This window comes from Streptomyces sp. NPDC012508 (assembly GCF_042902595.1).
Taxonomy (GTDB): Bacteria; Actinomycetota; Actinomycetes; order Streptomycetales; family Streptomycetaceae; genus Streptomyces.
This window is the reverse complement of the sequence record NZ_JBIBEO010000004.1, coordinates 633,074-655,039: the sequence shown is the minus strand read 5'-3', so window position 1 is coordinate 655,039 and position 21,966 is coordinate 633,074. Positions and strand designations below refer to the sequence as shown.

Below are 21,966 nucleotides of genomic sequence, written 5' to 3'. Positions count from 1 at the left end.
CCCGGGCCGCCCCGCACCATAGGGGGGTGAGCCTGACCATCGACATCACCGGACTGCCGTACGAGCGCATCTCGTTCGGCCCCTCGCCGCTGGCCGAGCTCGGCGCCGCGCTGCACGCGCTGTCCGAGCCCGGGCACCACCCCGGGCTGCACGGCTGGGCCACGACCACCACCGCCGCGCTCAAGCCCGAGCTCGCCGACCGGCTCCACGAGGCCGACTTCATGTGGCGGTCCACCCGGTCCGACTTCCTGCTGCCGCCCCAGCCGCGCGAGACGCTCGCCGAGGAGCTCGACGACCTCGACCGGATGGACGACGAGAGGTACGTGGGGGCGGCGCTGGAGATCTCGTGCAGCACGCAGTACGCGGACGGCCTGCCCTCCCCGCTCGTCGACCCCCACTCCCGCCGCCGCGCGCTCGACCTGGCCGCCGCGCGCGGCCCACGGCAGTACGCGTTCGTGGAGCGGATGCTCGCCGATCCCACCGGCACGCGCGCGTGGATCCGCAGGCTCCTGGAGGACTGCGACGACGCGTTCTTCGCCGACACCTGGCGTCGCGTCCGGCTCCAGCTCGCCGCCGACGCCCGGCACAAGACCGAACTCCTGCGCCGCAAGGGTCTCGCCGACGCCGTGGCCGCCGTCTCCGGGGCGATGAGCCTGGAACAGGACGCCCAGGGCTCGCGGATCGTCATCGACAAGCTGGTCCACGGCCGTACGCACACCGAGGGCTCGGCGCTCACCTTCCTGCCGACCGCCTTCGGCCGGCCGCACCTCATCGCCCTGCACGCACGCGGCTGGCAGCCGGTGATCCAGTACCCCGTCTCCACCCGCGAACTGGCCGGCACCGCCCCCGTGGAGACGGTCAAGCTCCGCCTGGAGGCCGTCGCCCACCCCATGCGGATGCGGATGTGCCGCAACCTCGCCCGCGCCTCGTACACGACGAGCGAACTGGCCGACGCGTACGGCGTCAGCGCTCCGGAGATCTCACGGCACCTCGCCGTCCTGAAGAAGGCGGGACTGCTCACCACCCAGCGCCGCGGCCGCTACGTCCTGCACCAGCTCGACGTGACGGTCGTCGCCCGCCTGGGCAGCGACTTCCTCGAAGCCGTCCTGCGCTGACGCGACCACACCGGGCAGGGGGCCCGGAAACCTCAGTCGAAGCGGAGGTGGGCGAGCCCCACCCGAAGCCGCCGCAGCCGGTGCCGCACCGGCCCGTCCGTGTTCGGTACGAGCCGCAGCCCCGCCGTGCGCGCCACCTCGTCCGCGACCTGCGGAACCGTCAGCCGGTCCGTACGGATGTGGTGCGCGAACTCCGGCCCGCCCAGTCGCTCCAGACACAGGTCGAGCCTGGCCACCGCGAAACTCTCCCGCTTCGGACCGCGCCCGAGTCCCCGCTCCGTCAGCCGCTTCAGGACCGTCTCCCGCTCCGCGAGCAGCGTGAAATGACGCACCCGGTCCGCGCCGTGGGCCTCGCGCAGCCGCCCGACGACCTCCTCGAAGTACGCCGGTTCCACGAGCGTCATCGGCACGATCACCGGCCCGCCGGTGTGCTCCCGCAGCGCCAGGTCGAGTACCTCGTGGACGCCCTGCCGCCAGGCGGCGAGGTCCTGGAAGTCACCTCTGAGGGCCGGCGGCAGCGTGCGGTGGAGGCCGAAGCCGACATGCTCCGGATCGCACACCACGCTGCCCGGCAGCCGCCGCCGCAGCTCGTACGCCGTCTGCGTCTTCCCCCCGCCGAACGGGCCGTTGATCCACAGCAGCGTCACGGGTCTCAGACCGTTCCGCCGCCCGCCCGCACCAGGCCCGTCTCGTACGCGAGGACGACCACCTGCACACGGTCCCGCAGGCCCAGCTTGGTCAGGATGCGGCCGACGTGCGTCTTCACCGTCGCCTCCGACAGCACCAGCCGGGCCGCGATCTCGCCGTTCGACAGGCCCTGGGCGACCAGGAGCATCACCTCGCGCTCCCGGTCGGTGAGCCGGTCGAGCTCCTTGTGCTGCGGCTCGCGGCCCGAGGACGGCAGCATCGGCGAGAAACGGTCGAGGAGCCGGCGCGTCGTGGACGGAGCCACCACCGCGTCGCCGCTGTGCACGGAGCGGATCGCGCCGAGCAGTTCGGCCGGCGGCACGTCCTTCAGCATGAAGCCGCTCGCGCCCGCCTTCAGCCCGGAGAAGGCGTACTCGTCCAGGTCGAACGTGGTCAGGATCAGCACCTTGGGCGCCCCCGGTTCCCCGCAGATCCGGCGGGTCGTCTCGACCCCGTCGAGCTTGGGCATCCGTACGTCCATCAGCACCACGTCCACGGCCGTGGAGCGCAGCACCTCCAGCGCCTCCACACCGTCGCCCGCTTCGGCCACGACCTCCATGTCCGGCTGGGCGGCGAGCACCATACGGAATCCGGTGCGCAGCAGCACCTGGTCGTCGACGAGCATCACGCGAATGGACATGTGGTTCCTTCGGATCGTCAGTGGGCGGGCTTCAGGGGGAGCAGGGCGCTGATACGGAAGCCGCCCCCGGGGCGCGGTCCCGCGTCCAGGGTGCCGCCGACCATGCCGACCCGCTCCCGCATGCCGATCAGGCCGTGGCCGCGGCCGTCGGCGCCCCCGTCCTCGTACATCTCGTGGGTCGCGCCCCGCCCGTCGTCCTCGACGAGCAGCCCGAGACCGTCGTCGAAGTACACCAGCCGGACGCTGGCCCCGACGTCCGGGCCGCCGTGCTTGCGCGTGTTGGTGAGGGCCTCCTGCACGATCCGGTACGCCGTGAGCTCGACGCCGCTGGGCAGCGGACGCGGCGTGCCCTCGATCCGGAAGTCCACGGTCAGCCCGGCCCCGCGGACCTGCTCGACCAGGTCCTCGATCTGCTCGACGTCCGGCTGGGGCACGTACTCCCCCGCCTCCTGGTGCTCGCCCGTGCGCAGGATGCCGAGCAGCCGGCGCATCTCGGCCAGCGCCTGCCGGCCGGTCGAGGAGATCGTCTCCAGGGCCTGCTTGGCCGTCTCCGGGGAGGAGTCCAGGACGTAGGCGGCGCCGTCGGCCTGGACGACCATCACGGAGACGTTGTGGGCGACGACGTCGTGCAGCTCGCGGGCGATCCGGGCGCGCTCGGCGGCGACGGCGACCTTGGCCTGCGCCTCGCGCTCCTTCTCCAGACGGGAGGCGCGCTCCTCCAGCTGCGCGAAGTAGGCGCGGCGGGTGCGCACGGAGTCGCCGAGCACCCAGGCGAGGGCGAACGGCACGGTCATGATCACCGTGAAGAAGACATGCGCCAGAGCCGATCCCGGGCTGGTCTCGGTCGGCCATCTCAGCATGGAGAGCGTGGCGGCGCTGAGCCCGCCGACGAGTGCGAGACGCGACGCCCAGCGCGGTCCGTCGTGCGCGGCCACGGTGTAGATGATCACCAGCATGGCGAAGTCCGCGAGGAAGGGCTGCAGCCCGAAGCCGAGCTGGACGAGGCCGAGCGCGACGGCGAGGAGCAGCATCTTCTCGGGGGCGCGGCGGCGCAGCGCGACGACGACCGAGAACAGCGCGCCGACCACTCCGTACGCGGCGGCGTTGTCGACCGCCGGGTAGGAGGTGCCCACCCACAGCACGGAGAACCCGAGGAGGACGACGGCCCAGAAGGTGTCGACGCCCGTCGGGTGTCTGCGGATGAAGTCGTAGAGGCGCTGCACGTGACCCAGCGTAGGGAAGGTGGATAGGTGCAGGGGTCAACCGTGGGGTCGATCCTTGACGTGAGGGCCGTACTCCGCAAGGTGGAGACTGGACCGTGTGACGGATGAGACGTGTCAGTGGCAGGGGTGGCGCGAGGCCACGGAGCAGGCGCTGTACGGCCCGGGGGGCTTCTTTCTGCGCCCCGAGGGCCCGGCCGGTCACTTCCGTACCTCGGTGCACGCCTCGCCGCTCTTCGCGGGGGCCGTCGCGCGGCTGCTGACCGGGGTGGCGGAGGAGCTGGGGACGGACGAGGTCGCGTTCGTCGACATGGGCGCGGGGCGCGGCGAGCTGCTGTCGGGCGTCCTGGCCGCCGTACCGGTGGGGCTTTCGGTACGGGCGTACGGCGTCGAGCGCGCGGACCGGCCGGCGGGGCTCGACGGGCGGGTGGAGTGGACGGACCGGGTACCGGAGGGCATCCGGGGGCTGCTCTTCGCGAACGAGTGGCTCGACAACGTGCCGGTCGACGTCGCGAGCGTCGACGAGGAGGGGGTCGCGCGGTACGTCGAGGTGCGGGCCGCCGACGGGGCGGAGCGGCTGGGGCGGCCCGTCGAGGGCCCGGACGCGGAGTGGCTGGAGCGGTGGTGGCCGCTCACGGAGCCCGGTGAGCGGGCCGAGATCGGGCGGACGCGGGACGAGGCGTGGGCGGCGGCGGTCGGCTCGCTGGCGGCAGGGACGGCCGTGACGGTGGACTACGGGCATGTACGGGAGTCCAGGCCGCCGTTCGGGACGCTGACCGGGTTCCGGGCGGGGCGGGAGGTGGCGGTGGTGCCGGACGGATCGTGCGATGTCACGGCGCATGTGGCGATGGACGCGGTCGCCTCGGCCGGCGGAGAGCTGGTGACCCAGCGGGAGGCGCTGCGGGGCCTCGGCGTTCGTGGTGATCGGCCGCCGCTCGCTCTGGCGTCCAGCGACCCGGGCGCGTACGTGCGGGCGCTCGGCGCCGCGGGCGAGGCGGCCGAGCTGACCGCGCGCGGTGGGCTCGGCGACTTCCTGTGGCTGACGCGGAGCGTCCCGGGGCGGTAGGCGAGGGTCCCCGGGTGGGGGACGGTCCCGGGGCGGTGGGGGACGGTCCCGGGGCGGTGGGGGACGGTCCCGGGGCGGTGGGGGACGGTCCTGGGGCGGTGGGGGACCGCCCTGCGGAACAGTTGCCCACGACGATCGAGGGGCAGGGGATACTGGGCCCCATGACGGAGACGACGGTCGGAATCGGCGGGGCGGCGGAGAGCACCGACATGGTGCTGAACATCGGGCCGCAGCATCCCTCGACCCATGGCGTGCTCCGCCTGCGGCTGGTTCTGGACGGCGAGGTCATCCAGCGGGCCGAGCCGGTCATCGGGTACATGCACCGCGGCGCCGAGAAGCTCTTCGAGGCGCGCGACTACCGCCAGATCGTCATGCTCGCCAACCGTCACGACTGGCTCTCCGCCTTCTCCAACGAGCTCGGTGTCGTCATGGCCGTCGAGCGCATGCTCGGCATGGAGGTCCCCGAGCGCGCCGTCTGGACGCGGACGCTGCTCGCCGAGTTGAACCGGGTGCTCAACCACCTGATGTTCCTCGGGTCGTACCCCCTCGAACTGGGTGGTATCACCCCGGTCTTCTACGCGTTCCGGGAGCGCGAGGAGCTCCAGGCCGTGATGGAGGAGGTCTCCGGCGGCCGGATGCACTACATGTTCAACCGGGTCGGCGGGCTCAAGGAGGACCTCCCCGCCGGGTGGCTCGGACGGGCGCGGGCGGCCGTCGCCGACGTGCGCTCCCGTATGGACGTGTACGACAAACTGGTCGTCGGCAACGAGATCTTCCGGGGCCGTACGCGGGGCGTCGGTGTCCTGACGGCGGAGACGGCGCACGCCTACGGCGTCTCCGGGCCCATCGCCCGCGCCTCCGGTGTCGACTTCGACCTGCGCCGTGACGAGCCGTATCTGGCCTACGGGGAACTCCAGGACACGCTCCAGGTCGTCACGCGCGAGGAGGGCGACTGCCTCGCCCGATTCGAGTGCCTCCTCGACCAGACCCACAACTCCCTGGATCTCGCCGACGCCTGCCTCGACCGGCTCGGGGAGCTGCCGCCGGGGCCGATCAACCAGCGGCTCCCCAAGGTGCTCAAGGCGCCGGAAGGTCACACGTACGCCTGGACCGAGAACCCGCTCGGGATCAACGGCTACTACCTCGTCTCCAAGGGCGAGAAGACGCCGTACCGGCTCAAGCTGCGCTCGGCGTCGTTCAACAACATCCAGGCGCTGACCGAGCTGCTGCCGGGCACACTCGTCGCCGACATGGTGGCGATCCTGGGCTCGCTCTTCTTCGTCGTCGGCGACATCGACAAGTAGTCAGCCGCCGGGCGGCCGGTCGTCCTCGCCCATGACTACGAACTGTCTCCGGTCCTTCTCCGGGCGCCGGTGCTCCACCACGCGCCAGCCCCAGCCCTCGTAGCGGTCGCGCAGCTCGGGCACGTCGAGCGTCAGCAGCAGGCGGGGCGCGGGGGCCTGCGCGAGAAGGCTGTCGTGCAGGGCGCGGCCGAGGCCCTGGCCCTGGTGGGCGGGGGCGACGACGAGCTCGGCGAGTTCGAACGCCTCCGGCCCGCCGGAGAGCGCGGTGTCACGCCAGCCGGCCGCGAACCCGGTCAGGGCGCCCTCCGGGTCGTACGCGGCGACGCAGCGGAAGCCACGCTGCCCGACGGACACCCGGCCGAGCAGCCGGTCCACCGTCCGCACCGCCCCGCGCGGGGGTTCGTGCCAGGGCGGGCCGCAGAACGCCTGCGCGCACAGGGCGATCAACTCGTCCCGCAGCGCCGTCACTTCCTCCGCGGCGAGCGCCCTGATGGTCACGAGCCGACGGCGCCGCGCAGCTCCGCCACGTCGATCTGCTCGGTCTCGTCGTGCGCGGTCAGGTCGATGACGTTGCCGATCGCCCGCTGCTCGGGCGTACGGCGCGCGACCGCCGCGAGGACCTCCTCGCCCACCACGTCCGCGAGGTCGGCGTCCTGGACGGCCTCGATGGCGGCCGCCTCCTTCTGCGTCCCGAAGAAGTCGAAGCCTCCCTCGGGGCGCATGGCGCGTCGGCCGGCGTAGGGGACTATGGCGCTCGCGGCCGGGACGGCGCGGACCGCGGGCAGGGCGGAGGGCGCGGGGACGACGGCGGTCGACGGTCGAGCGTGCTGCTCGCTCCCGGCGGCCGCCGCGTGCTTCCCCTGCGGCTCCTCCGTCTCACGGGCGCGTTCGGCGAGATCGCGGCTGCGGGCGGCCTCCGCCGTTCGGCGGGCCTCCTGCGCGGCTGCGTTGCGGGACAGGTTGCGCAGGGCATCGGCGGCCTGGCGGTAGGCGGCCGGGGTCGGCGTGGAGCCGGCGGCCGGCAGCTCCTTGGCCGGCGTGGTCGCCTCGAGGGCGAGCTGCCTGCGGCCTTCGAGGGCGCTGGCCCGCTCGGTCTCGGCGTTGGCGTACCGGCGCAGCAGCGCCGCGTGCTCACCGCGCAGTCCGGCGAGTTCGACCCGCTTGGCGCGCAGTTTGGCGTCGAGCTTGGCCCGCAGCTCGCGGGACTCGTCCAGGTCGGCCTCGAGCTCGGCTATGCGCTCCTCGGTCTTCCACTGGTCCGCGGTACGGGCCCGGGTCAGCTCGGCGACCTGGCGTCCGGCACTCCGGTCCCAACTGCGCATGATGACGCCACCGGTGACCGCGGCCGCCGCGGCGGCGGCCACGAGCAGCCGCAGGGCCACGGGATCGGCGAGCAGCCAGGCGCCCGCGGCACAGACGGCCGACGCTCCGGCCACCGCGGAGGGCGGCAGAAGCTTGTGCAGGGGAGGTGAATGGCGGTGGCGTCCACGTGGCATGGCCTGAAATTTACCGTGCGTAGGCGCCGTATGGGGTGTCGGCCCGGCAATCTCTTGGCCACTTCTCGTCGCCGTGACCGAGCCCCGGTATCGACCGGGCCGACTCCCCTTACCCGGTGCTTACTTGCTGACCAGGCCCTTCGACTCCAGATAGGCCTTCGCCACGTCCTCGGGCTTCGCCCGCTCGGCGTCCACCTTGCGGTTCAGTTCGGCGAGATCGGCCGTGGTGAGGACCTTTGTGATCTTGTCGAGTGCGGCCGCGATCTCGGGCGAACCGGCGTCCTTGGCATTGACCACCGGCAGCACATTGTCGGCGTTCTGCAGCTTCTTGTCGTCGTCGAGGAAGACCAGTCCGAAGCTCTCGATCGTCGCGTCCGTCGTGGTGGTCAGCACCAGCTGGTCCACGCCGTCCTTGACCGCCTGCTTGGACTGCGGGGTGCCGACGCCCTTGGGGTCGATACCGGTCACGTCGATCCCGTAGGTCTTCTTCAGACCCGGGGCGCAGAACGGCCGTATCTCGCATTCGTCGCCGGCCGCGATCTTCACCTTCAGCTTGGCCGCGCCGAGATCCGAAAGCGTCTTCAGCTTGTTCTTCTCGGCGAATTCCTTCGACACCGCGAACGCGTTCTGGTCGACGGCCTCGCCGACCGCGAGGACCTTCAGTCCACGGGGCTCCGCGAGCTTCTTCAGTGCCTCCACCGTGGCGGCCGCGTCGCCGGAAGCGACCGGCTTCTCCTCGGGCGCCTTCGGGCCGTTCACCTTCGCGTTGAGGAATTCCGCGATCGTCGCCGCGTATTCCGGTACGACGTCGATCTCGCCCTTCTCCAGGGACGGTTCGTACAGCTCGCGGTTCTTCACCGTCGTGACGGTCGCCGAGTATCCGGCGTCGTTCAGCACCTGCGCGTAGAGCTCCGCGAGCACCTTTGACTCGGTGAACGCGGCCGCGCCCACGACGAGCCTGCCCTTCGCCGAACCGGACGCGCCGCCGCTGCCGCCCGCCTTGCCCTCCTCAAGGCTGTCGCCGCCGCACGCGACGAGCGAGACGGTCAGCGCCGCCGTACCCAGTACCGCACCCGCGATACGCGAGGTCCTGCTCACGAGATCACTCCTAGTAGCTCTAGTCGTCGTTCCGTCGTCACAAGCGGTTCCGGCGGTTCTCAGGCGCGCCGTCCGAGCAGTCGGTCCGCCCCCACGAGCACCAGCTCCACGACGAGGGCGAGCAGGGCCACGAGCAGGGCGCCCGCGACGACCTGCGGGGTGTCGTACGTGTTGAACCCGGCGGTGATGATCCGGCCGAGGCCCCCCTGGCCGACCATCGCCGCGATGGTCGCCGTGGCGACCACCTGCACGGCGGCCGAGCGCAACCCCGTCATGATCAGCGGCCGGGCGAGCGGCAGTTCGACCTTCACGAAGACCTGCCCGCCCGACATGCCCATCCCCCGCGCGGCCTCGACCACCGCCCGGTCGACCTCGCGCATCCCCACGTACGCGTTGGTGAGCAGGGGCGGCACCGCGAAGAGCACCAGCGCGATCACCGTGGGGACATAGCCGGCGTTGCGCAGCGGCGACACCATGAAGAGGGCCAGCACCGCGAAGACCGGTATCGCCCGGCCCACGTTGGAGATGTTGACCGCGAGCGCACCTCCCCGGCCGACGTGACCGAGCCCGAGACCCAGCGGCAGCGCGACGGCACAGGCCAGCAGCAGCGCGACCCCGCTGACGTACACGTGCTCACCGAGGCGGTGCCACACCCCGCCGTCACCCGCCCAGTTGGCGCCGGTCGCCAGCCAGCTCCAGGCGTCCGAGATGATCCCCATGTCTCACTCGCCCCCCGGCGCCGTCCGTATGCGGGCCCACGGCGTGAGCAGTCGCTGCACGCCGAGGAGCAGCAGATCCGCGACCACCGCGAGCAGGACGCACAGCACCGAGGCGGCGAGCACCTGCGCCTTGAAGAACGTCGGCAGCGCGTCCTCGATGAGGTTGCCCAGACCGCCTCGCCCGACGATCGAGCCGACCGTCGTGAGCGCGACCGTGGAGACCGTCGCCATCCGTATTCCGGCCATCAACGCGGGCAGCGCCAGCGGCAGCTCGACCTCCCACAGCATCCGCGCCGAGCCGTACCCCATGCCCCGCGCCGCCTCCCGCGCCTCGGCGGGCACCGCGTCCAGACCGGCCACCATGTTCCGTACGAGAATCGTCAGCGAATACAGCACAAGGCCCGTCACGACCAGCGCCGCGGAGAGCCCGAAGAGCGGCAGGAGCAGCGAGAACATCGCCAGCGACGGGATCGTGTAGAGCAGCGTCGTCAGGCCGAGCACCGGTCCGGCGAACCGGGGCCGCGCCCGCACGAGCAGCGCCAGCGGGAAGGCGACCGCGACACCGATGAGCACCGAGGCGGCCGTGATCCCCACATGCTGGAGCAGCGCGTCGGTCAACTCCTCGCTACGGGTGCGCAGATACTCCCCGCAGATCCAGTCGTTCGTCACCAGACAGTTCGCCGCGCTCATGTACCCTCCCCCCGATCGCCGCGTTGCCGAACACGTGTCTGGTCGACCCTAACCCCCGGCACCGACAATCGCCGAGGACCGCCACAGGGCGGCAACACGCCCTTCACACGCACCCGTCCCGCACGCGTCAGAATGGTGAACATGATCCGGTTCGAGCATGTGACCAAGCGGTACGCGGACGGCACCACCGCCGTCGACGACCTCTCCTTCGAGGTCGCCGAGGGTGAACTGGTCACGCTCGTCGGCCCGTCCGGCTGCGGCAAGACCACCACGATGAAGATGGTGAACCGGCTCATCGAGCCGACCGAGGGCCGCGTCCTCCTCGACGGCCAGGACATATCCGCGATCGACCCGGTCCAGCTGCGCCGCCGGATCGGCTACGTCATCCAGCAGGTCGGCCTCTTCCCGCACCGCACGGTCCTGGACAACACCGCGACCGTCCCGCATCTCCTCGGCGCCCCGCGCGCCCGGGCCCGCGCCCGCGCCGCCGAACTCCTCGACCTGGTCGGCCTCGACCCGAAGGTCTACGGCGGCCGCTACCCCGAACAGCTCTCCGGCGGACAGCGCCAGCGCGTCGGCGTCGCCCGCGCGCTCGCCGCGGACCCGCCGGTGCTGCTCATGGACGAGCCGTTCGGCGCCGTGGACCCGGTGGTGCGCGAGCACCTCCAGAACGAGTTCCTCCGCCTCCAGTCGCAGGTCCGCAAGACCGTCCTGCTCGTCACCCACGACCTGGAGGAGGCCGTCCGGCTCGGCGACCGTATCGCCGTCTACGGACAGGGCACGATCGAGCAGTTCGACACCCCGGCCACCGTCCTCGGCGCCCCCGCGACCCCCTACGTCGCCGACTTCGTCGGCGCGGACCGCGGCCTGAAGCGGCTCTCGGTCACCGCGGTGGACACCGCCGCCCTGGAGGACGTCCCGGTCCTGCGCGCCGGCGAGACCGCGCCCGGCACCCCCGCCTCCGGCGCCCCCTGGTCCGTCGTCCTCGACACCGACGGCCGCGTCACCGGCTGGGTGTCCGCGGACGATCCCGGCCGCACCCGCCCGGCCCCCGAGCCGGTCCCGCTCGGCGCCACCCTCCGGGAGGCACTGGCCGCGCTCCTGCAGAACGACACCGGCTGGATCCCCGTCACCGACCCCTCCGAAGGCGGCCGGTACGCCGGCGTACTCACCCCGTCCGCCATCCACCGCGCCCTGCGCGCGGCCTCCCCGGCGGCCGACGGGTCCCCGGAATCGCCCAAGCCGCCCGAGTCGCCGGAGTCCCCCGGGTCCTCCAAGCAGCTCAGTTCGCGCTGAGCCGGCCGCTCATCCAGACCAGGCCCGGCGGGATCTCCCGGTTCCAGGTGTTGAAGTTGTGCCCGCCGCTCTCCAGCGTGATCGAGGAGACCCGCGCCGGGGCCTTCACCTTCTTGATGAAGTCGAGCGTCCCGCGCAGGTTCCCCTCGCCCTGCTTCGACGTCGTCACCAGGAACGACGACGACGCCCCCTGCGGCAGACGGTCCAGGCTCCACAGCAGGTCCGCCCGCTTGCGCGCCTTGTCGTCACCGTGGAACAGATCGCCCGTCGTCACGTCCTCGGCCGCCCTGTAGTACGCCGAGAAGCCCGCGCCCGCCGCGAACCGGTCCGGGTGGTGCAGCGCGATCTTCAGCGCGCAGTAGCCGCCCGTCGAGTTCCCCATGAACCCCCAGTTCCGCGCCTTCGTCCCCACGCGGTACGTCTCCGATACCGCCTTCGGCAGGTCCTCGGCGAAGAAGGTCTCGGTCTGCGGCCCGCCCGGCACGTTCACGCACTCCGTGTCCCGCGGCGGCGCCACGGTCGGCCGCAGCATCACCAGGATCATCGGCCGCATCTTCTTCTCCTTGACCTGCGTGAAGGCCGTCTTCGGGTACTTCAGCCCCTTGAGCAGGTTCTCCGCCGTACCCGGGTAGCCGGTCAGCACCACCGAGGCCGGGAACGTGCTCGCCGCGTACTCCTTCTGGAAGTACTCCGGCGGCAGATACACGTACGCCGGCGAGTCGATGCCCGACTTCCGGCCCGTGATCACGACCTTCTGGATCTGGCCCCCGACCGAGGGCCGGGACGCGCCGGGCACGTCCAGCGCCTGCTTCCCGACCACCTTGACGTCCTTCGAGCCGGCCGAGTGGTCGACCACCACGCCCATGTCCTGCTCCTGCCCCAGGAGATCGGCCCACGACCCGTAGAAGAGGAAGGAGTTGTTCGCCGCGAGCCCCACCGAGGCGAACAGCGCCAGCTGCGTGGCGAGCAGCAGCCCGATCCTGCCGAGCACAGCCTTCACCCCACCCCGGGCCAGCCGTGGCCACAGCCAGACCGTGGCCGCGAACAGCACCACCGCCAGCACGACGGCCAGCGCCAGAACCTTGTTGCTGGTGAGACCCATGAGACGCCCGAGCCCTCTTCCTGAGAATTTCCTGTGGCTGAATGAACCCGCTCCCCCGCACCGCCGTCCTAGAAAGCGCAAAACCTCCGGAACGGCCCGCCCCTGACCACCGCGCGGCCACCGGAGAACGAATCTTTCGCGGAGCCACGGGAAGCACGGGAAGCGATGTCTGTCACGGTAGATGGGGACAAATCAGGATTGGTTCCGGTTCGAGTACGCCGGATTCTGAGCGGACCACGCCCCGAGAAGGTCCCCTCACTCGTCGGAACGGCCTGCACCCTCATCGGCCTGATCGACATCGCCGCGGGCGTCTTCCCGCGCTTCCGGGCCAGCCGGATGCACGCCCTCGCCGAAGTCCTGCCCGGCACCCTCGGACCGCTCTCCGCGGCCCTCTCCCTCAGCGCCGGCGTCCTGCTCCTGCTCCTCGCCCACGGCCTCAAGCGCCACAAGCGCCGCGCCTGGCGCGCCGCCGTCGTCCTGCTGCCGCTCGGTGCCGTCGCCCAGTTCGTCTGGCGCCACTCCGTCGTCGGCGTCCTGCTCTCCCTCGCGCTGCTCGCCCTGCTGCTGCGCCACCGCAACCAGTTCGCCGCCCTGCCCGACCCCCGCAGCCGCTGGAAAGCGGTCGCCAACTTCGTCCTCATGGGCGCCGGGTCGATCCTCCTCGGCCTCGTCATCGTCAGCGCCCACCCGCGCCGCGTCATCGGCAGCCCCAGCCTCACCGACCGCCTCGAACACGTCCTGTACGGACTCTTCGGCTTCGAAGGCCCCGTCGGCTACACCGGCGGCGCCGACTGGACCGTCGGCTACTCCCTCGGCGCCCTCGGCATGCTCACCGCCCTCACCACCATCTACCTCGCCTTCCGCCCCGAACACCCCGCCGCCCGGCTCACGGAGGACGACGAGACCCGGCTCCGCGCCCTCCTCGACAAGCACGGCGGCCGCGACTCCCTGGGCCACTTCGCCCTCCGCCGCGACAAGGGCGTCGTCTTCTCCCCCAGCGGCAAGGCCGCCGTCTGCTACCGCGTCGTCTCCGGCGTCATGCTCGCCAGCGGCGACCCCATCGGCGACGTCGAAGCCTGGCCCGGCGCCATCGACCGCTTCATGGACGAAGCCCAGGCCCACTCCTGGACCCCCGCCGTCATGGGCTGCTCCGAGACCGGCGGCGAGGTCTGGACCCGCGAGACCGGACTCGACGCCCTCGAACTCGGCGACGAGGCGGTGGTGGATGTCGCGGATTTCTCCCTCTCCGGGCGCGCCATGCGCAACGTGCGCCAGATGGTGAAGCGGATCGAACGCAACGGCTACACCACCAAGGTCCGCCGCGTCCGTGACCTCAGCGACGGCGAACTCGCCCGCGTCCGCCGCGCCGCCGCCGACTGGCGCGGCACCGACACCGAACGCGGCTTCTCCATGGCACTGGGCCGCATCGGCGACCCCGGCGACGGAGACGCCGTCATAGCGACCGCCCACAAGATCGACGAAGACGGCTCCCCCTCCCCGTACGGCGACCTGAAGGCAATCATCCACTTCGTCCCCTGGGGCCCCGACGGGATGTCCCTGGAGCTGATGCGCCGCGACCGCTCCGCCGACCCCGGCATGAACGAGCTCCTCATCGTCGCCGCCCTCCAGGACTCCCCACGCCTCGGCATCGAACGCGTCTCCCTCAACTTCGCCATGTTCCGCGCCGCCCTCGCCCGCGGCGAGAAGATCGGCGCCGGCCCCGTCCTCAGGCTCTGGCGCGGACTGCTCGTCTTCCTCTCCCGCTGGTTCCAGATCGAATCCCTGTACAAGTTCAACGCCAAGTTCCGGCCCCGCTGGGAACCCCGCTTCGTCGTCTACCGCAAGAGCCGCGACCTGCCCCGCATCGGCTTCGCCGCCATGCAGGCCGAAGGCTTCGTGAACCTCCAGCTCCCCCGCCCCTTCGCCCGCCGCAGGGCCGCCGCAGAACCCCGCCCCTGCGCCCACATCGTCACCCCCCGGACCGACCGGGAGATCAGCGCCGCGTGACCCCGCGCGGCCCCACCCAGGGGTCCCCACCCGGCCATCCCGACAGGTCCGCGGGGCCCGACCGACGCCCCGGGCCCTACGCTGGGCATATGAGTACGTCGATCGGTCGGGGCACGCCCTTGGGCCTGCCGGAGTGGGACCGCTGCGCGGTCATGGGCGTCGTCAACGTGACGCCTGACTCCTTCTCCGACGGTGGCCGCTGGTTCGACACCACCGCCGCCGTCAAGCACGGGCTCCACCTCGTCGCCGAAGGCGCCGACCTCGTCGACGTCGGCGGCGAATCCACCCGCCCCGGCGCCAGCCGCGTCGACGAGGAGGAAGAACTCCGCCGCGTCGTCCCCGTCGTCCGCGGCCTCGCCTCCGAAGGCGTCACCGTCTCCGTCGACACCATGCGCGCCTCCGTCGCCCGAGCCGCCGTCGCAGCGGGCGCCACCCTCGTCAACGACGTCAGCGGCGGCCTCGCCGACCCCGACATGGTCCCCGCCGTCGCCGCCGCCGAGGTCCCCTTCGTCGTCATGCACTGGCGCGGCTTCAGCCAGGACATGAACAGCCTCGCCGTCTACGACGACGTCGTCGGCGAAGTCCTCACCGAACTGCGCCACCGCATGGAGGCCGTCGTCGAAGGCGGCATCCCGCCCGAGCGCATCGTCATCGACCCCGGCCTCGGCTTCGCCAAGCTCGCCCCCCACGACCTCGCCCTCGTCGCCCACCTCCCCGAACTGCGCGCCCTCGGCCGCCCCCTGCTCGTCGCCGCCTCGCGCAAGCGCTTCCTCGGCCACGTCCTCACCCGCGACGGCGCCACCCCGCCCCCCGCCCGCGAACGCGACGCCGCCACCGCCGCCGTCTCCGCCATCGCCGCCCACGACGGCGCCTGGGCCGTCCGCGTCCACGAGGTCAGAGCCACCGCCGACGCCGTCCGAGTCGCCAGAGCCGTCGAAGGAGCCCGGTGACCCACCAGACCGACACCGCAGCGGTCGAGGCCGCCAACACCGCCTTCTACGAGGCCATGGAACGCGGCGACTTCGAGGAGATCTCCACCCTCTGGCTCGACGACGGCGCCACCCCCATCAGCTGCGTCCACCCCGGCTGGCCCGTCCTCTCCGGACGCGGCGAGGTCCTCCGCTCGTACGCGCTGATCATGGCGAACACCGAGTACATCCAGTTCTTCCTCACCGACGTCAAGGTCTCCCTCGCCGGCGACGTGGCCGTCGTCACCTGCACAGAGAACATCCTCAGCGGCGGCCCCGCCGAGGACGGCGCCGAACTCGGCCCCCTCGTCGGCCAGCTCGTCGTCGCCACCAATGTGTTCCGCCGCACATTCGAAGGCTGGAAGATCTGGTCCCACCACGGCTCTCCCGTCCTCACCGAAACGGACGACGAAGAAGACGAGGAACCCAGCCCCTGACCGGGATCCCGGGACCGATCGGGTGACGCAGGGGATTGGAATCCGGCCCTCTGGGTAGGGGCCGCTCCCAGCACCTGTGGCCGCCGCCCCGAACCCCCATGGGCAAGCGCTGTCGGTGCTCGCAGGTAGATTCGAATCGGACACCCGGCCGTCCGCACCCGGCTGCGTGGCCACAAGAACTACGACAGCAGGAGTGATTCGCGTGGATCGTGTCGCGCTGCGCGGCCTCAAGGCCCGAGGACACCACGGCGTCTTCCCCAAGGAACGCGAGGAAGGCCAGACCTTCATCGTCGACCTCGTCCTCGGCCTGGACACCCGCCCCGCGGCCGCCGACGACGACCTGACGAAGACCGTCCACTACGGCGTCGTCGCGGAAGAGGTCGTCGACGTCGTCCAGGGCGAGCCCGTGGACCTGATCGAGACCCTCGCCGAACGGATCGCCGAGCAGTGCCTCAAGCACACCGGCGTCCAGGAGGTCGAGGTCGTCGTCCACAAGCCGGACGCACCGATCACGGTCCCCTTCGACGACGTGACCATCACCATCACCCGGAGCCGAGTATGAAAGCCACGCACAGCGACCCCACCGTGCAGCCCGTACCGGCCTCCGTCGTCGAGACGGTCGACGCCGCCGACGTGACCCTCTCCAACCCCAAGTGGGCCGTCATCGCCCTCGGCGCCAACCTCGGCAACCGCCTGGAGACCCTCCAGGGCGCCGTCGACGCCCTCGAAGACACCCCCGGCCTCCGGGTCAAGGCCGTCTCCCCCGTCTACGAGACGGAGCCCTGGGGCGTCGACCCCGGCAGCCAGCCCTCCTACCTCAACGCGGTCGCCCTCGTGAAGACCACCCTGCCGCCCAGCTCCCTCCTGGAGCGCGCGCACGCCGTCGAGGAAGCCTTCCACCGGGTCCGCGAGGAGCGCTGGGGCGCCCGCACCATCGACGTCGACATCGTCGCGTACGCCGACGTGGTCTCCGACGACCCCGTCCTCACCCTCCCCCACCCCCGCGCCCACCAGCGCGCCTTCGTCCTCGCCCCCTGGCACGACGTCGACCCCGACGCCCAGCTCCCCGGACACGGCACGGTCGCCGACCTGCTCGCCATGGTCGGCCGGACCGGCGTCATGCCACGCGCCGACCTGGAACTCCGTCTGCCCGAGTAGTCGTTAGGCTCGTGCAAGACCGACCGCGAGACGACACGAAGGACACCCGGTGAAACAACTGCGGCTCAAGGTTCTCGCCGGACTGTTCATCGTCGCCGGAATCCTGTCCTGGGGCGCCGCGCGCCTCTGGGACGCGGTCGGCACCCTGCCGAGCGTGCCGCTCGCGGCACCCATCGTCCTCGCGTCCATCGCGGTCGTCCTGACCGCGACCGCGCTCTCCATCCGCTCCCGCCTGAAGGCCCAGCGCGAGCGCCGCCCCGGCGCCAAGGGCGTCGAACCGCTCATGGCGGCCCGCGCCGTGGTCTTCGGCCAGGCGAGCGCCCTGGTCGCCGCCCTGGTCGCCGGCATGTACGGCGGCGCGGGCGTCTTCCTCCTCGGCTCCCTGGACATCCCGGCCCGCCGCGACCAGGCGATCTACGCCGGCTTCTCGGTCCTGGCCGGCATCGGCGTGATCGCGGCAGCGCTCTTCCTGGAACGAGTCTGCAAACTCCCGGAAGACGACAACCACAACGGCAAGGGCACCGCGCCGGTGGCCTGAGGCTCAGCGACAGAGCTCGTCGATGCCGTCGGAGAAGCCCGGGAACTCCGCCCGGGCCCCGACGACGATCTCCCGGGCGGGCCGGCGCGGAGTGGTGGCGTGCCGCTCCGCGAGCCCGGCCAGAGCCCGGTCCGGCCGCGCCTCGCGCTCCACGTACAGCGCGGCCTCCATCGGCCCGAACCCATCGGCCAGCACCCAGAGGAAGTCGGACAGGTTCCCGGCGACCACCCCCCGCTCGCCCTCGGACCCCATGAACACCACGGGCTGCTCCACAAGGGGCCGCCCCGGCCGCGTACACCAGATCGCGGCGAGCCCGCCGGTCCCGTCCTGCCCGAAGACGCGGTAGGCACCGCCGTCCAGCTCGTGGTTGCCGGTCCAGTGCCGCAGCCAGTCGGTGGTCTCCTCGGCGGAGTCGAACGCGTCGTACGGCTCGAAGTCGATGCCCTCGCCCTCGTCGTAGTCGAACTCCGTACGGGCCACCTCGGCGAGGGCGGTCGGAAAGCGGCGCTCATCACCGGTCGTATCGATCATGCCCGCAGGTTAACGGCCGCCGCTGACATCAGGGCTTACCAGGGCTCCCGCACCAGATGGCCGTTCACCAGGAAGGTGGGGTGGGGTTCGAGTCGGTAGCTGTAGAACGTGAAGGGCTTCGTGCCGAGGGCGGGGCGGGGGCGCACCTCGCGGACCTGGATCCAGGACGATTCGGGCGGGTCGACGCGGTGGTGCTCGGGGCGGAAAGTGCCCCGGCTCGCCCAGCGGTCCGACACACAGAGCCGGGAAGCCCCCGTCCGTGCCGGCGTGAACCGTGCTCCGATGATGGGAGCGATCTCGGCCAGGAAAGGAACGTTGGCGCTCAGGATCATTCGGCCGGCCCAATGTTTGATACGGCAGCCATCACCGTCGATGTATCCGTCGAGGAAGCCGTTGAACGTCTCCATGTCCCGCAGAACCACCCGCGGAAAGCGCTGCCGCATGTGATGGGCGTCCCCGCCCACGTAGTGCCGCAGGGCGTCGGAGAGGTACGACGAGACCACCCGCACACGGAAGCCGGGCAGATCCCGCTTCAGATAGCCGGACGGCCGGGTCACCGCCTCAAGGTGGGCAGGAAGCCCCGTGCAGGCCGTCAGCGCGGTCGCGTACCGCGCCGCGAAGTCCTCCTCGTTCACGATCAAGGACACGTAGTTCTTGCCGACTGTCCCGTCGGCACAGGTCGCGCCCACGAAGTAGCCGAACTCGTACCCCGGCTTGATCGTCAGTTGTTCCCGGCACAGCTTCCGCGCATGCGTCCAGGCGACCGTCGTACCCGCCGTCTCTGCGGCGCGCGTCCACCCCTCCGGCGTGGCTAGCAGCAGGTCGGGGCTCGCCACGAAGGCCGTATGGTCCGTGACCACCTCGACGGCATCGCGCCCCTTGACCGCGGTGACGCCCACGACGGTGGTCTGCACCGTCCGGTCACCGTCCAGCGTCCACATCGCGCTGCCGGGAGCCACGTTCTTCGCCTGGACGCAGCCGTCAACCAGGTTCACCAGCTGCTTGCTGGAAAGCCCGTACCCCATACCGATCCCCCTTGATCAGCGATCAACTCCACTGATCGGGGACGGTATGGAGCAAGGCGGACAGCTCGCTACTAGCGAGCCAATATCAGGGACATAGCTTCGGCTCGTGTAGTAGCGTCACGAAGTTGCCCGCGCACCGCCGAGGTCGTCGTCTTCGCGCCCGGCTTGCGGACTCCACGCAGGGACATGCACATGTGCTCGGCCTCGATGACGACGATCGCGCCACGAGCCTCCAGGATCTCCATGAGGGAGTCTGCGATCTGCGTCGTCAGACGCTCCTGCACCTGCGGACGCCGGGCGAAGACATCGACGAGACGCGCCAGCTTGGACAGCCCTGTGATCTTGCCCGATTCAGCCGGAATGTAACCGATGTGAGCTACGCCATGAAATGGGAGGAGGTGATGCTCACAGGTCGCCATCACTTCGATGTCCTTCACAAGGACCATCTCGTCATGGCCCAGGTCGAACGTCGTCGTCAGGACCTCTTCGGGCTTCATCCACAGCCCCGCGAAAAGCTCCCTGTACGCCCGCGCCACGCGCGCCGGCGTCTCCCGCAAGCCCTCGCGGTCCGGGTCCTCGCCGACCGCGATGAGGAGCTCTCGTACGGCGTTCTCGGCGCGCTTCTCGTCGAACTCGCCGATCGTGCCCTCGCCGTCCAGTGTCACCGGGTCGGTCATCTGTGCCTCGTTCCGTCTGACTGTTGTGCGCGAAAATGAGCCGCGCCCCCACAGGCTAAAACCTGTGGGGGCGCGGCTTCCATTCCGGGGGGCCGGGGTCAGGACTCCGGGGTCTCCTCCGGGGCGACCTCGATGGCCTTGGTGGTCTCCACCGTCGCCGTCGTCGCCGACGAGCCGTTCGCGCCGTTCGTCAGTGCCAGCTCCTTGGGGGAGAGCACCGGCGGGCGGGTCGAGGGCGTGCGGCGGGACGAGCCGGTCCAGGCCGGGCGGGCCGGGCGCTTGACGATCGGGGCGAAGATCTCGGCGATCTCCTCCTTGCCCAGCGTCTCCTTCTCGAGGAGCTGCAGGACCAGGTTGTCGAGGACGTCCCGGTTCTCGACGAGGATCTCCCACGCCTCGTTGTGCGCGGTCTCGATGAGCTTCTTGACCTCTTCGTCGACCAGCGCGGCGACCTCTTCCGAGTAGTCGCGCTGGTGCGCCATCTCGCGGCCGAGGAACGGTTCGGTGTTGTCGCCGCCGAACTTGATCGCTCCGAGCCGCTCGGTCATGCCGTACTGCGTGACCATCGCGCGAGCGGTGGTCGTGGCCTTTTCGATGTCGTTCGCCGCGCCCGTGGTGGGGTCGTGGAAGACGAGCTCCTCGGCCGCGCGCCCGCCCAGCATGTAGGCCAGCTGGTCGAGCATCTCGTTGCGGGTGGTCGAGTACTTGTCCTCGTCCGGGAGCACCATCGTGTAGCCGAGGGCCCGGCCGCGGGACAAGATGGTGATCTTGTGGACCGGGTCGGAGTTCGGCGAGGCCGCCGCGACCAGGGCGTGGCCGCCCTCGTGGTACGCGGTGATCTTCTTCTCCTTGTCCGACATGATCCGGGTCCGCTTCTGCGGGCCCGCGACCACGCGGTCGATCGCCTCGTCCAGGGAGTGGTTGTCGATCAGCTTCTTGTCCGAGCGGGCGGTGAGGAGCGCCGCCTCGTTGAGGACGTTGGAGAGATCGGCACCGGTGAAGCCCGGCGTGCGTCGGGCCACTGCGCCCAGGTCGACGTCCGGGGCGACCGGCTTGCCCTTCTGGTGGACCTTGAGGATCTCCAGTCGGCCCTGCATGTCCGGGCGGTCGACGGCGATCTGCCGGTCGAAGCGGCCGGGGCGCAGGAGCGCCGGGTCGAGGATGTCGGGCCGGTTCGTGGCGGCGATCAGGATGACGCCGCCCTTCACGTCGAAGCCGTCCATCTCGACGAGGAGCTGGTTGAGGGTCTGCTCGCGCTCGTCGTGGCCACCGCCGAGGCCTGCGCCGCGGTGTCGGCCGACGGCGTCGATCTCGTCGACGAAGACGATCGCCGGGGCGTTCGCCTTGGCCTGCTCGAAGAGGTCGCGGACACGGGAGGCACCGACACCGACGAACATCTCGACGAAGTCGGAGCCGGAGATCGAGTAGAACGGCACACCGGCCTCGCCCGCGACGGCGCGTGCGAGGAGGGTCTTGCCGGTTCCGGGCGGGCCGTAGAGCAGCACACCCTTGGGGATCTTGGCGCCGACGGCCTGGAATTTCGCCGGCTCCTGGAGGAATTCCTTGATCTCGTGGAGTTCCTCGACGGCCTCGTCGGAGCCCGCCACGTCGGCGAAGGTGGTCTTCGGGGTGTCCTTGGTGATCAGCTTGGCCTTGGACTTCCCGAAGTTCATGACTCGGGAGCCGCCGCCCTGCATCTGGTTCATCAGGAACAGGAAGACGACCACGATGAGGACGAAGGGGAGCAGCGAGAGCAGCACCGACAGGAACGGGCTCTGCCGCTCGGGAGAGACGGTGTAGCCCTTGTCGAGGTCGCCGGAGGCGGACTGCTCCTGGAGCGTGGTGGTCAGGTTGGCGCCCTGGTCACCGATGTAGCTGGCCTGGATCTTGGTGCTGCCGCCGTACTTGTCCTTGTCGGCGCCCTTCTTGAGCTCGACCTTGATGACCTGCTCGTCGCCGGTCGTCAGCTTGACCTGGTCGGCCTGCTTGTCATTGATCGCCTGGACGACCCTGCTGGTGTCCACCGTCTTGTAGCCCTCGGACGAGCCGACGACCTGCATCAGCACGACCACGGCGAGGACGGCCAGCACGATCCACATGACCGGCCCACGGAAGTATCGCTTCACGTCCATCCATACGGAGCGAGAACGCTCCGTCCCTCCTGCCCGTAGGTAAATGCTGCTGTGAGAGCT

At 71.0% G+C, this 21,966-nt stretch carries 23 protein-coding genes; 10 read left to right on the top strand and 13 right to left on the bottom strand.

What is annotated here, in order from left to right:
• The first annotated feature begins 26 nt into the window (after nucleotides 1-26).
• Nucleotides 27-1,115, top strand: a complete 1,089-nt coding sequence (locus tag ACFY8U_RS17355) for a DUF5937 family protein (RefSeq protein ID WP_389570824.1) — start codon at nucleotides 27-29, stop codon at nucleotides 1,113-1,115.
• 32 nt (nucleotides 1,116-1,147) lie between these two features.
• On the opposite strand, the gene ACFY8U_RS17350 is transcribed toward ACFY8U_RS17355, so the two are convergent.
• The 3 genes from ACFY8U_RS17350 to ACFY8U_RS17340 are packed head-to-tail and all read right to left on the bottom strand — an operon-like array spanning nucleotide 1,148 to nucleotide 3,665.
• Nucleotides 1,148-1,762, bottom strand: coding sequence for an AAA family ATPase (locus tag ACFY8U_RS17350; protein WP_389570822.1), 615 nt, complete (start codon nucleotides 1,760-1,762; stop codon nucleotides 1,148-1,150).
• Nucleotides 1,763-1,767: 5 nt separating this feature from the next.
• Complete coding sequence (locus ACFY8U_RS17345; RefSeq protein WP_361442308.1) at nucleotides 1,768-2,442, bottom strand: response regulator transcription factor; 675 nt, start codon at nucleotides 2,440-2,442, stop codon at nucleotides 1,768-1,770.
• Nucleotides 2,443-2,459: 17 nt separating this feature from the next.
• Nucleotides 2,460-3,665, bottom strand: coding sequence for a sensor histidine kinase (locus ACFY8U_RS17340; RefSeq protein ID WP_389570819.1), 1,206 nt, complete (start codon nucleotides 3,663-3,665; stop codon nucleotides 2,460-2,462).
• 97 nt (nucleotides 3,666-3,762) lie between these two features.
• On the opposite strand from ACFY8U_RS17340, the gene ACFY8U_RS17335 reads away from it, so the two are divergent.
• Together ACFY8U_RS17335 and ACFY8U_RS17330 are read left to right on the top strand one after the other, a co-directional pair.
• A complete protein-coding gene (locus ACFY8U_RS17335) occupies nucleotides 3,763-4,728 on the top strand; it encodes an SAM-dependent methyltransferase (RefSeq protein WP_389570816.1) in 966 nt (321 codons plus the stop codon).
• Between the two features lie 161 nt (nucleotides 4,729-4,889).
• Nucleotides 4,890-6,032 carry an NADH-quinone oxidoreductase subunit D gene (locus ACFY8U_RS17330; RefSeq protein ID WP_361604339.1) on the top strand — a complete coding sequence of 381 codons (1,143 nt, stop codon included), beginning with the start codon at nucleotides 4,890-4,892 and terminating at the stop codon, nucleotides 6,030-6,032.
• Here ACFY8U_RS17330 and ACFY8U_RS17325 read toward each other — a convergent pair whose 3' ends face one another.
• From ACFY8U_RS17325 to ACFY8U_RS17305, 5 genes are all read right to left on the bottom strand, one after another.
• Nucleotides 6,033-6,530, bottom strand: coding sequence for a GNAT family N-acetyltransferase (locus ACFY8U_RS17325; protein WP_389570814.1), 498 nt, complete (start codon nucleotides 6,528-6,530; stop codon nucleotides 6,033-6,035).
• On the bottom strand, nucleotides 6,527-7,528 hold the full coding sequence (locus tag ACFY8U_RS17320; protein ID WP_389570812.1) for a hypothetical protein: 1,002 nt from the start codon (nucleotides 7,526-7,528) through the stop codon (nucleotides 6,527-6,529). The genes ACFY8U_RS17325 and ACFY8U_RS17320 overlap by 4 nt, the downstream gene beginning before the upstream one ends.
• Before the next feature lie 120 nt (nucleotides 7,529-7,648).
• Nucleotides 7,649-8,626, bottom strand: a complete 978-nt coding sequence (locus ACFY8U_RS17315) for an ABC transporter substrate-binding protein (protein ID WP_389570810.1) — start codon at nucleotides 8,624-8,626, stop codon at nucleotides 7,649-7,651.
• A gap of 59 nt (nucleotides 8,627-8,685) precedes the next feature.
• Nucleotides 8,686-9,345 (bottom strand): ABC transporter permease, encoded by a 660-nt coding sequence (locus ACFY8U_RS17310; protein WP_361442287.1) that lies wholly within the window; start codon nucleotides 9,343-9,345, stop codon nucleotides 8,686-8,688.
• A gap of 3 nt (nucleotides 9,346-9,348) precedes the next feature.
• Nucleotides 9,349-10,035: an ABC transporter permease gene (locus tag ACFY8U_RS17305; RefSeq protein WP_361442284.1), complete on the bottom strand. Its 687-nt coding sequence runs from the start codon at nucleotides 10,033-10,035 to the stop codon at nucleotides 9,349-9,351.
• 141 nt (nucleotides 10,036-10,176) lie between these two features.
• Between ACFY8U_RS17305 and ACFY8U_RS17300 the strand changes: the two genes are divergently transcribed.
• Nucleotides 10,177-11,331, top strand: coding sequence for an ABC transporter ATP-binding protein (locus tag ACFY8U_RS17300; RefSeq protein WP_389570808.1), 1,155 nt, complete (start codon nucleotides 10,177-10,179; stop codon nucleotides 11,329-11,331).
• Here the strand turns inward: ACFY8U_RS17300 and ACFY8U_RS17295 are convergent.
• Nucleotides 11,318-12,433, bottom strand: a complete 1,116-nt coding sequence (locus ACFY8U_RS17295; protein ID WP_389570805.1) for an alpha/beta hydrolase — start codon at nucleotides 12,431-12,433, stop codon at nucleotides 11,318-11,320. The genes ACFY8U_RS17300 and ACFY8U_RS17295 overlap by 14 nt on opposite strands.
• Before the next feature lie 165 nt (nucleotides 12,434-12,598).
• On the opposite strand from ACFY8U_RS17295, the gene ACFY8U_RS17290 reads away from it, so the two are divergent.
• The 6 genes from ACFY8U_RS17290 to ACFY8U_RS17265 all read left to right on the top strand — a co-directional run bounded on the left by ACFY8U_RS17290 (nucleotide 12,599) and on the right by ACFY8U_RS17265 (nucleotide 17,541).
• Nucleotides 12,599-14,440, top strand: a complete 1,842-nt coding sequence (locus ACFY8U_RS17290) for a phosphatidylglycerol lysyltransferase domain-containing protein (RefSeq protein ID WP_389570802.1) — start codon at nucleotides 12,599-12,601, stop codon at nucleotides 14,438-14,440.
• 89 nt (nucleotides 14,441-14,529) lie between these two features.
• Complete coding sequence (gene folP / locus ACFY8U_RS17285; RefSeq protein WP_389570799.1) at nucleotides 14,530-15,390, top strand: dihydropteroate synthase; 861 nt, start codon at nucleotides 14,530-14,532, stop codon at nucleotides 15,388-15,390.
• On the top strand, nucleotides 15,387-15,845 hold the full coding sequence (locus tag ACFY8U_RS17280; protein ID WP_361604315.1) for a nuclear transport factor 2 family protein: 459 nt from the start codon (nucleotides 15,387-15,389) through the stop codon (nucleotides 15,843-15,845). Before folP ends, ACFY8U_RS17280 begins: the two co-directional genes overlap by 4 nt.
• Before the next feature lie 202 nt (nucleotides 15,846-16,047).
• Nucleotides 16,048-16,407: a dihydroneopterin aldolase gene (folB, locus tag ACFY8U_RS17275; RefSeq protein ID WP_389570796.1), complete on the top strand. Its 360-nt coding sequence runs from the start codon at nucleotides 16,048-16,050 to the stop codon at nucleotides 16,405-16,407.
• Complete coding sequence (gene folK / locus ACFY8U_RS17270; protein ID WP_389570794.1) at nucleotides 16,404-17,003, top strand: 2-amino-4-hydroxy-6-hydroxymethyldihydropteridine diphosphokinase; 600 nt, start codon at nucleotides 16,404-16,406, stop codon at nucleotides 17,001-17,003. Before folB ends, folK begins: the two co-directional genes overlap by 4 nt.
• 49 nt (nucleotides 17,004-17,052) lie before the next feature.
• Nucleotides 17,053-17,541, top strand: a complete 489-nt coding sequence (locus tag ACFY8U_RS17265) for a DUF3180 domain-containing protein (protein WP_361755144.1) — start codon at nucleotides 17,053-17,055, stop codon at nucleotides 17,539-17,541.
• Between the two features lie 3 nt (nucleotides 17,542-17,544).
• Here the strand turns inward: ACFY8U_RS17265 and ACFY8U_RS17260 are convergent, their stop codons facing one another.
• The 4 genes from ACFY8U_RS17260 to ftsH all read right to left on the bottom strand — a co-directional run bounded on the left by ACFY8U_RS17260 (nucleotide 17,545) and on the right by ftsH (nucleotide 21,906).
• Nucleotides 17,545-18,072 carry an SMI1/KNR4 family protein gene (locus tag ACFY8U_RS17260; protein WP_389570791.1) on the bottom strand — a complete coding sequence of 176 codons (528 nt, stop codon included), beginning with the start codon at nucleotides 18,070-18,072 and terminating at the stop codon, nucleotides 17,545-17,547.
• Nucleotides 18,073-18,107: 35 nt separating this feature from the next.
• Nucleotides 18,108-19,097: a hypothetical protein gene (locus ACFY8U_RS17255; protein ID WP_389570789.1), complete on the bottom strand. Its 990-nt coding sequence runs from the start codon at nucleotides 19,095-19,097 to the stop codon at nucleotides 18,108-18,110.
• Between the two features lie 71 nt (nucleotides 19,098-19,168).
• The gene (gene folE, locus ACFY8U_RS17250; RefSeq protein ID WP_389570787.1) at nucleotides 19,169-19,774 is read right to left on the bottom strand and encodes a GTP cyclohydrolase I FolE; all 606 of its coding nucleotides are present in this window, start codon (nucleotides 19,772-19,774) and stop codon (nucleotides 19,169-19,171) included.
• Between the two features lie 98 nt (nucleotides 19,775-19,872).
• Entirely contained in the window at nucleotides 19,873-21,906 is a 2,034-nt protein-coding gene (gene ftsH, locus ACFY8U_RS17245) for an ATP-dependent zinc metalloprotease FtsH (protein WP_361442251.1), read from the bottom strand.
• Nucleotides 21,907-21,966: the final 60 nt, after the last annotated feature.

Coding starts and splice junctions, on each gene's coding strand:
- folE (WP_389570787.1), bottom strand. CDS start 19,774: ATGACCGACCCGGTGACACTGGACGGCGAGGGCACGATCGGCGAGTTC.
- ACFY8U_RS17300 (WP_389570808.1), top strand. CDS start 10,177: ATGATCCGGTTCGAGCATGTGACCAAGCGGTACGCGGACGGCACCACC.
- ACFY8U_RS17295 (WP_389570805.1), bottom strand. CDS start 12,433: ATGGGTCTCACCAGCAACAAGGTTCTGGCGCTGGCCGTCGTGCTGGCG.
- ACFY8U_RS17255 (WP_389570789.1), bottom strand. CDS start 19,097: ATGGGGTACGGGCTTTCCAGCAAGCAGCTGGTGAACCTGGTTGACGGC.
- ACFY8U_RS17345 (WP_361442308.1), bottom strand. CDS start 2,442: ATGTCCATTCGCGTGATGCTCGTCGACGACCAGGTGCTGCTGCGCACC.
- ACFY8U_RS17310 (WP_361442287.1), bottom strand. CDS start 9,345: ATGGGGATCATCTCGGACGCCTGGAGCTGGCTGGCGACCGGCGCCAAC.
- ACFY8U_RS17320 (WP_389570812.1), bottom strand. CDS start 7,528: ATGCCACGTGGACGCCACCGCCATTCACCTCCCCTGCACAAGCTTCTG.
- ACFY8U_RS17305 (WP_361442284.1), bottom strand. CDS start 10,035: ATGAGCGCGGCGAACTGTCTGGTGACGAACGACTGGATCTGCGGGGAG.
- folK (WP_389570794.1), top strand. CDS start 16,404: ATGAAAGCCACGCACAGCGACCCCACCGTGCAGCCCGTACCGGCCTCC.
- ftsH (WP_361442251.1), bottom strand. CDS start 21,906: ATGGACGTGAAGCGATACTTCCGTGGGCCGGTCATGTGGATCGTGCTG.
- folP (WP_389570799.1), top strand. CDS start 14,530: ATGAGTACGTCGATCGGTCGGGGCACGCCCTTGGGCCTGCCGGAGTGG.
- ACFY8U_RS17330 (WP_361604339.1), top strand. CDS start 4,890: ATGACGGAGACGACGGTCGGAATCGGCGGGGCGGCGGAGAGCACCGAC.
- ACFY8U_RS17260 (WP_389570791.1), bottom strand. CDS start 18,072: ATGATCGATACGACCGGTGATGAGCGCCGCTTTCCGACCGCCCTCGCC.
- ACFY8U_RS17290 (WP_389570802.1), top strand. CDS start 12,599: ATGTCTGTCACGGTAGATGGGGACAAATCAGGATTGGTTCCGGTTCGA.